The sequence below is a fragment of the Flavobacterium hercynium genome, from assembly GCF_002217285.1.
Lineage (GTDB): Bacteria > Bacteroidota > Bacteroidia > Flavobacteriales > Flavobacteriaceae > Flavobacterium > Flavobacterium hercynium.
This window is the reverse complement of record NZ_MUGW01000013.1, coordinates 1-458: the sequence shown is the minus strand read 5'-3', so window position 1 is coordinate 458 and position 458 is coordinate 1. Positions and strand designations below refer to the sequence as shown.

Annotated in this window: 1 protein-coding gene; it reads left to right on the top strand. The window is 24.7% G+C overall.

Annotated elements, in window-relative coordinates; translation table 11 throughout:
• Nucleotides 1-254 (top strand): GxxExxY protein (locus B0A66_RS23125; RefSeq protein WP_244283403.1); only part of this gene is annotated, 254 nt, incomplete at its 5' end.
• Between the last annotated feature and the right edge of the window lie 204 nt (nt 255-458).

The window sequence follows — 458 nt, the reverse complement described above, 5'->3', positions numbered from 1 at the left end:
GATTAAATGTGGAACGGCAAAAGCCTTTACCTGTAGTTTGGAGAGAAGTAAAGTTAGATATTGGTTTTAGAGCAGATTTGATAGTTGAAAATAAAGTGGTTTTAGAAATTAAATCAGTCGAACAATTAAAAGAAGTTCATGGTAAGCAAGTTTTGACTTATCTTAAAATCACAAAAATGAAATTAGGTTTGCTGATTAATTTTAATGTTCCTATTATAAAATTAGGTATTAAAAGAGTAGTTAGTAATCTTTAAATTTTAATTCTTAAAAGTATAATATTAGCAAATAGATTTTCTTTTTTGTTTATGGTAAAAACAGAGTGGTTTTTTGGAATCATCTTTTTCAAAAGGTTTTTTTTATTTGTTTGCTGTAAATATTTTAAAGAAAAGAGCTAAGTAGAAATACGGAAAATTCTAATTGCTTTTTATTTTTATAATATAGTGATTCTGGCTTAAAGT